The sequence below is a fragment of the Burkholderia sp. Se-20378 genome (assembly GCF_017104665.1).
Classification (GTDB): domain Bacteria; phylum Pseudomonadota; class Gammaproteobacteria; order Burkholderiales; family Burkholderiaceae; genus Burkholderia; species Burkholderia lata.
In genome coordinates, this window is the sequence record NZ_JAAGPG010000045.1 from 23,803 (window position 1) to 30,334 (window position 6,532).

General features: G+C 65.5%; 6 protein-coding genes and 1 pseudogene. 4 read left to right on the plus strand and 3 right to left on the minus strand.

The window, feature by feature from the left end:
• Positions 1 to 15: 15 nt before the first annotated feature.
• A complete protein-coding gene (locus G3N93_RS08720; protein WP_174936481.1) occupies positions 16 to 732 on the minus strand; it encodes a YdcF family protein in 717 nt (238 codons plus the stop codon).
• Between the two features lie 157 nt (positions 733 to 889).
• On the opposite strand from G3N93_RS08720, the gene G3N93_RS08725 reads away from it, so the two are divergent.
• On the plus strand, positions 890 to 1,207 hold the full coding sequence (locus G3N93_RS08725; RefSeq protein WP_011351791.1) for a hypothetical protein: 318 nt from the start codon (positions 890 to 892) through the stop codon (positions 1,205 to 1,207).
• Between the two features lie 197 nt (positions 1,208 to 1,404).
• Here G3N93_RS08725 and G3N93_RS41485 read toward each other — a convergent pair whose 3' ends face one another.
• Together G3N93_RS41485 and G3N93_RS08735 are read right to left on the minus strand one after the other, a co-directional pair.
• Entirely contained in the window at positions 1,405 to 1,656 is a 252-nt protein-coding gene (locus G3N93_RS41485) for a hypothetical protein (RefSeq protein ID WP_241026468.1), read from the minus strand.
• A 201-nt stretch (positions 1,657 to 1,857) separates the two neighbouring features.
• Positions 1,858 to 2,253 (minus strand): annotated as a pseudogene (locus G3N93_RS08735) (transposase); the annotation flags it as partial.
• Between the two features lie 431 nt (positions 2,254 to 2,684).
• Here G3N93_RS08735 and G3N93_RS08740 point away from each other — a divergent pair.
• The 3 genes from G3N93_RS08740 (at position 2,685) to scpB (ending at position 6,178) form a co-directional block, all read left to right on the plus strand.
• A complete protein-coding gene (locus tag G3N93_RS08740) occupies positions 2,685 to 3,587 on the plus strand; it encodes a LysR family transcriptional regulator (RefSeq protein ID WP_046545490.1) in 903 nt (300 codons plus the stop codon).
• Positions 3,588 to 3,662: 75 nt separating this feature from the next.
• Complete coding sequence (locus G3N93_RS08745) at positions 3,663 to 4,874, plus strand: pyridoxal phosphate-dependent aminotransferase (RefSeq protein WP_206132795.1); 1,212 nt, start codon at positions 3,663 to 3,665, stop codon at positions 4,872 to 4,874.
• A gap of 272 nt (positions 4,875 to 5,146) precedes the next feature.
• Positions 5,147 to 6,178, plus strand: a complete 1,032-nt coding sequence (gene scpB / locus G3N93_RS08750) for an SMC-Scp complex subunit ScpB (protein ID WP_206132796.1) — start codon at positions 5,147 to 5,149, stop codon at positions 6,176 to 6,178.
• Positions 6,179 to 6,532 lie beyond the last annotated feature (354 nt).

Here is a 6,532-nt window from a genome sequence, read left to right on the forward strand (position 1 = left end):
GTTTCCCCGCATCCGTCAAAACCATCCAAGCCAACGATAGACGTGGAACTGCGCGATGCCGACCAGTTCGTGCAGCGCCTGCTCGGCGTTGGCCAAATTACGCCAGCGCGGCAGCCAGCCTGTTTGCGCGCGCCGGCGATTCGCATAAACGGGCTGCGGATCGATCCCGAAACGGCGGAAATCGAGCAGTGCGCGGCGCATCTGGTATGACGAAGTGACGAGAATGCGTGCGTCGTCATACTGTGAGCGTAGTATAGACGCAGTGAATTTCGCGTTTTCGTAGGTCGTGCGGCTTTCCGGTTCCAGAACGAGATCCGCGGGAGCGACGCCTTCGGCGGCGAGTTGGCGCCCGTATACGGCAGCCTCGGTTTCGCCGTGATGCTGCGGGTCGCCGCCCGACATCACCACGGTGCAGCGCTCGGCCTGCTGCCTGCAGGTGCGGTAGAGCGCTGCGACCTTGTGGATGCGGGCGGTTCCGTCAGGTGGCGGCCGCAGCCCGGAGTCGGTGTGCTTCGTGCCGGCGCCGATGAGGATCAGTGTGGTCCGTCCGTGCATCTCCGGGTGCTCGACGGGTACGACGCCCGCCTCGGTCCAGGCGATCAGCGGTGCGGCGAGCCAGCCCGTCGCGAGCAGCCAGAAGAGCGCAACGGCGGCGATCGAGATGATTCGTCGCCGCTTGCGGCAGAGCATGAAACAGATGAAGAGAAGTACAAATGAATCGAACAGAATCAATTTGATTGGGGTATGGTGTCTTTTTATGGACGGCTGACGATCCGGCCCTGGCGCGACGCCGAACGTCGGCCTCCAGAATCGGTGGCGGTATCGGTGGGCGGAGACGCCGCCCGGCGCGCCGCTTCGCATTGTCGCTGCACTTTAAGAAAGAATCGAGATGGCCACGTATTCCAACGAAGCGGTGCTCGACGCATTGAGACGAGTGCAGTACCGCCAGGTACCGTGGGCACGCCGCCCGGGCGTGTTCGAGTATCTCCGTTCGCTCGGGCTGATGGACACGGTCAGGCAGAAAACCGTTGCCCCCGCACCGGGCTTCCATGCACCGGTCGACATTGCCGTCCTGACCGAAAGCGGTCGAGCCGAATTCTCGCGCCTCGAGCGCGACGAGAAATTACTTTCCTGGACCGATCGCCGCATGGCCGACTACGCATTGAGCGAAGCGAGCGCCGTGGCGATTCTCGAAAGCCGCCTGTAGCGGCCGATCATCCCATCGCCCGCATCGCCGCCATGCGGCTGGCGATGCCAAAAAAAAGCCCGTATCGCGAGGATACGGGCGTACCGGATACTTTTGCTGTTGCCACGCTGTGCTCATGGCAACGTTGTGACTCGTCGCATGCGGCGCAGTTCCCGACCGCGGGCATTTTCTTTGGCGAAATCCCGAAATTGGCAGGACTACGGATGACGCGGCACGTCGGACGGCTGCGAGCCGATGCGCGCTCGCGCGTTGCTGGCGATGTCGCCGCGCAGGTCGCCGCGCGGCACGGTCTGCCGGCTGGGCGGGTTGGCGGACGGTGGCTGGCGGAGTGTGTTCCGGTGATCCTGCTGGCGATGGGGCGGCTTCACGCGATCGTCGGCGTGGACTGGAGCGGACAACGCCAGGGAAATGACAATGCCGCATGCAACGAGCAGTGACATTGGATTCATGGCGGGGCTCCCTTCAAGCCGTCGACGCGGCCTGTTGATATTTCGCTAAGGTAAGCGTGGGAGTGCAGGCTTGCTGTAAATATTGGTAAATAGATGTATCGCGGCACGACAACGGTAATCGACGGCAACGCAGGCGTCGCGAACAGGTCGCATCGCAGAAAGAAACCGGGCGGCCGAAGCCGCCCGATCGAGCATTCGTTACGCCATCTTGACGGGCGCGCGCCAGGATTCCGGGTTGGTCCAGAAGGCGCCGCGCAGCCGGTCGCGGCTCGGCGGTGCGGGCGGCTTCGCAGCGCTTGCGCCGATGCGCCCGCGCAGGGAGATCTGCCGGCCGCTCGTGCCGAGTCGCTTCACGATTTCGGCGAGCGTGCCGTCCGCCTGCCATTCGTCGAAGCGACGGCGGCAAGTCGGCGGCGACGGATAGCGGCCCGGCAGCTTCGACCAGCCTTCACCCGTCGACAGTACCCACAGCACGGCGTTCACCACCGAGCGGGCTTCCACGCGGGGACGGCCGCGCCGCTCACTCCGTGCGGGTTCGGAGCAAAACAGACCCTCGACCAGCGCCCACTCGTTATCTCTCAAATCGTCGAACAGCATCATGTCCTCACCTCAGCGAAGCTAACTCCGGTGCGCTGCCCTGCGCCGCGCACTCTTCAAGCACTCGATCGTCGAGTGCCGGGTGGGGGCGTCCGGTTGGCCGGCAGCGGCGTTTCTGCTCTTCCGTCCGACGAAACCTGCGCCCTGTGCGCCAGGTAATGCACGAAGCGTGCCATGTCGGAGGTAATTCCCTCGAGAGCCGCTTGGCAGCGAGCTAACGGCTAAGTCAGCTAGGGGCGTATAAGACGCCAAAATAACCCGCCAGCAAATCGGGACAATCACCAATCTTGTGCAGTTCGCCCGCACCACGTGCGTTCGCGGATGTATTGCACCGCAGCGAAACATGTGGGGCAGGTGCCTGATTCGCACATCGAAGCCGGATTCGCGCATTAAAATCGCGCATCGATATCGACGATTGATGAGGTCAGGAAATGAACGTCACGCTGCGCCAGCTTCGCGTCTTCATCGAGGTAGCGCGGCTCAAGAGCTTCAGTCGCGCGGGCGACGAGATCGGGCTCACGCAGTCCGCGGTCAGTCGCTGCGTGCGCGAGCTCGAGGCCGAGCTCGGATTGAAGCTGATCGACCGCACGACGCGCGACGTGCAGCTGACCGATGTCGGTGCGAACCTGATCGCGAGCGTGTCCCGTCTGCTCGACGATCTCGACGACACGCTGCGCGAGATTCGCGAGATCGGCGAGCAGCGCCGCGGGCGCGTGATCGTCGCGGCCAGCCCGACGATTGCGTGCCGGCTGATGCCGCGCGTGGTTGCGTCGTGCGAGCGCCAGTTTCCGTTCGTGACGTTGGGTTTGCGCGACGATGTGCAGAGCGACGTGTTGCGCAAGGTGAAGTCGAGCGAGGTCGATTTCGGCGTCGTGATCGGGCCGCTCACGGTGGCCGATCTCGTCTGCGAATCGTTGATGACTGATTCGTTCTGCCTGGTCGCGCGCGCCGACCATCCGCTCGCGGCGCGTGCCGAGGTGCCCTGGACGGCGCTGGACGGCGAGCGCCTCGTGCTCCTCGATCATGCGTCGGGAAGCCGGCCGCTGATCGACGCCGCGCTGGCCGCCCATCGTGTCAACGCGACGGTCATGCAGGAGCTCGGGCATTCGGCGACCGTGTTCGGACTCGTCGAGGCCGGCGTCGGCGTGAGCGTGCAGCCGTGGCTGTCGCTGCCGCTACCTGCCGGCTCGACGCTCGTCGCGCGGCCGCTCACGCCGCGCACCGAGCGCACGGTCGAACTCGTGCGCCGCCGCGACCGGTCGTTGTCGCCCGCTGCGCAGGCGATCTGGGAGCTCGTGCGACAGATGCCGGCGAGGGCGGAGGACCTCGACTGACGCGCACCGACGCGCGCCTCTCCGGCTTGCGGGCCGGTACACTACGCGGATCGTGTTCCTCGAAGGTGGTTCTCGATGGCGCATTCCGCAGATTCTCTTCCGGTAGCCGGCGCGGCGGCGGCCCGCGACGCTGTGCACGCGTTGCGTCCGTCGCTGATCCGGGAAGTGGCCAACGCCGGCTTTGGCGTGCCGGACATGCTGCCGTTCTGGTTCGGCGAATCCGATCGCGTCACACCGGACTTCATCCGCGACGCCGCGGCGGCGGCGCTGCGCGATGGCGCGACCTTCTACACGCACAACCTCGGCACTGCGCCGCTGCGCGATGCGATTGCGGCCTACGTCAGCACCCGTCACGGTGCGACGGCGGCCGATACCGTGGCGGTGACGAGTTCGGGCGTGAGCGCGTTGATGCTGGCTGCGCAGATGCTGGTCGGTCCGGGCGAGCGCGTCGTCGCGGTCACGCCGCTGTGGCCGAATCTCGTCGAGATTCCGAAGATCCTTGGGGCGCAGGTCGAATGCGTACCGCTCGGCTATGGCGATGCGGGCTGGCGGCTCGATGTCGGGCGGCTGCTTGCGGCGCTGACGCCCGATACGCGGATGCTGCTGATCAACTCGCCGAACAATCCGACCGGCTGGACGATGTCGCGCGACGACCAGCAAGCGGTGCTCGCCCATTGCCGCCGCCACGGCATCTGGCTGGTTGCCGACGAGGTGTACGAGCGGCTCGCTTTCGACGCGGACGACGCTGGCGGCGCGCCATCGTTCCTCGACATCGCAACGCGCGACGAGCGGGTCGTCGTTGTGAATTCGTTTTCGAAAGCATGGGCGATGACGGGTTGGCGCCTCGGGTGGCTCATCGCGCCGGCAGCGGTGATGGGCGACCTGTCGAAGCTCGTCGAATACAACACGTCGTGTGCGCCGGGCTTCGTGCAGGCTGCGGGTGAAGTCGCACTGCGCGATGGTGAGCCGTTCGTGCGGTCGTTCGTCGCGGCGCTGCGCTATGCGCGCGATCACCTGGTTGCCGCGCTGCGGACCCTGCCAGGTGTCGAGGTGCCGCCTCCGTCGGGCGCGATGTACCTGTTTCTGCGCCTGCCGGGCGCGTCAGACAGTCTCGCGTTCTGCAAGACGCTGGTACGCGAGGCCGGGCTCGGCCTTGCGCCCGGGCGGGCGTTCGGCCCGGAGGGGGAAGGGTTCGTGCGCTGGTGCTATGCGTGCGATCCGGCGCGACTCGATGCGGGTGTCGAGCGGTTGCGCCGGTTCCTCGCGCGCGGCGCAGCCATCCGCTGAAGCGGGGCCGGAGCGGACGCGGCGCGCTGGCGGCGGCTCGTTCGGCTCATCTTTACGCACCGGGCAATTTTGCGTAATATGGCGCTCAGTCACGCGGTTCCGTCGTTGAGCCGTGCTGTTCCGTCCGGTTTGGGCCTGGCCTGAAGTTGGTTCGCCGCCCCCGGTTCGTGCTCCCATCAATATGACCGATCAGAATCGGGCGAGCGCGTCTTCCGTTCCTTTCGTCTGTTTGTTGATCCGGTTCGTTTGACCACAGGGTCTGGCCTAGCTGCATGAATACCCAAGAGGCGAAGATCGTCCTCGAGACTGCTTTGATCTGCGCGCAGGAACCGCTGAAACTCGGCGATTTGCGCAAGCTCTTTGCCGACGGCGTGTCGGCTGACACGGTCCGCACGTTGCTCGAAGATCTGAAACAGGATTGGTCCGGCCGCGGCGTCGAACTGGTGGCGCTGGCAACCGGATGGCGCTTCCAGAGCAAGCCGGCGATGCGTCACTATCTGGATCGCCTGCATCCCGAGAAGCCGCCGAAATATTCGCGTGCGGTGCTCGAAACGCTCGCGATCATCGCGTACCGGCAACCTGTCACGCGCGGCGACATCGAAGAGATTCGCGGTGTGACGGTCAATACGCAGGTGGTCAAGCAACTCGAGGATCGCGGCTGGATCGAAGTGATCGGTCATCGCGACGTGCCGGGACGTCCGGCGCTGTATGCGACGACCAAGCAGTTCCTCGACGACCTCGGCCTGAAGGCGCTCGATGATCTGCCTGCGCTCGAAGAGCCGGCCGCGAACATCGAGGCCGCGCTGCTTGCGCAGCAGGCGATGGATTTCGACGAGAGCATGCCGGTTGCCGATGGCGCAACGGGCGACGCGCCGCAAACGGATGAGGCATCCGCCGCTCAATCGGCAGGATTGCCGGATGATCCCGTGGCGGACGTCGCGTCGACGCATGAAATCGCGAGCCGCGATACGCTCGATGCTGTTCGCGGGCAAACGGAACAAATGGAACAGGCTGGCGCCGAAGCAGTGCCAGCCGGTGTGCAGCCCGAGCCGCTGCGCGCGGATTGGAGCGAGGAAGATCGCAAGCCGGCTGCCGAAGCGGTTGCCGGAGACGGAGCGGAAGCGGCCGGCGACATGCCCGGCGAGGCTGGCCAGGCCGACGCCCCCCGTTCCCGTCCTGCGGACGACGAGATGCTGGACGACACGTCCGACAGTCTCGCCGATGCCGTACGAAGCGCCAGTGCACCCATCGGTGCCGATGCGCTGCCGGACGACGAAGCAGAACCTGAACAGCGTCGCGCCTGATCGCGGCCAACTTCTTGCCGCGCCCGCGCCGGGCGCGAGACCTGACATTTTGAGGTTGTTTTGACAGATATCCACGATATTGAATCGTCCGCGCCTGCCGTGCAGGCGGCGCGTGCCGACGATGCACCGGAGCAGGGCGCTTCGGCCGAGGGTGGCGACGAGCGTCCCCGCCGCGGTCTGCGGCGAGGCCCGCGTAGCCTGATCGCGCGGCGTCTGACCGTGTGCATGTGTCCGACAGCCAGATAGGCTGATTCCGTTCCGTCGGTGACTGTACGAGTTGGGTGCTCGTGTAGGCGTCGTGTTTGTGTACCACCGAGATCTTGGCGATACGCTAGCGTCGTTTTGTTTTTATTT

Coding starts and splice junctions, on each gene's coding strand:
- G3N93_RS08740 (WP_046545490.1), top strand. CDS start 2,685: ATGAACGTCACGCTGCGCCAGCTTCGCGTCTTCATCGAGGTAGCGCGG.
- G3N93_RS08745 (WP_206132795.1), top strand. CDS start 3,663: ATGGCGCATTCCGCAGATTCTCTTCCGGTAGCCGGCGCGGCGGCGGCC.
- G3N93_RS08725 (WP_011351791.1), top strand. CDS start 890: ATGGCCACGTATTCCAACGAAGCGGTGCTCGACGCATTGAGACGAGTG.
- G3N93_RS41485 (WP_241026468.1), bottom strand. CDS start 1,656: ATGAATCCAATGTCACTGCTCGTTGCATGCGGCATTGTCATTTCCCTG.
- scpB (WP_206132796.1), top strand. CDS start 5,147: ATGAATACCCAAGAGGCGAAGATCGTCCTCGAGACTGCTTTGATCTGC.